The 277-nt window shown below is 70.0% G+C and carries 1 pseudogene; it reads left to right on the forward strand.

From position 1 onward, the window contains the following. Window positions 1–277 (forward strand): annotated as a pseudogene (locus tag AC3A4M_RS22860) (HNH endonuclease); the annotation flags it as partial.

Below are 277 nucleotides of genomic sequence, written 5' to 3' on the forward strand. Positions count from 1 at the left end.
ACGAGTGGCGGGCGACCATCCTGGTCCGCGAAACCGCCTGCCTGAGCGTGGAAGACCGCGCCAAGGTCGACCGGGAACTGTGTGCTGATCCGAAGACGCTGCACGGGTGCGGGGATAAGCGGATCGGGGCGCTGGCGAAGCAGGCGGCGCTGCGGCTGGATCCCCTGTCGGTGGTCCGGAGGGCCGCGAAAGCAGAAACCGAACGCCATGTCTCCTGCCGTCCGGCGCCGGACACCATGGCCCAGGTGTCCTGCCTTGTGCCGGCGGGGCAGGGCGT

The organism is Arthrobacter sp. Soil_C_60 (assembly GCF_057656375.1).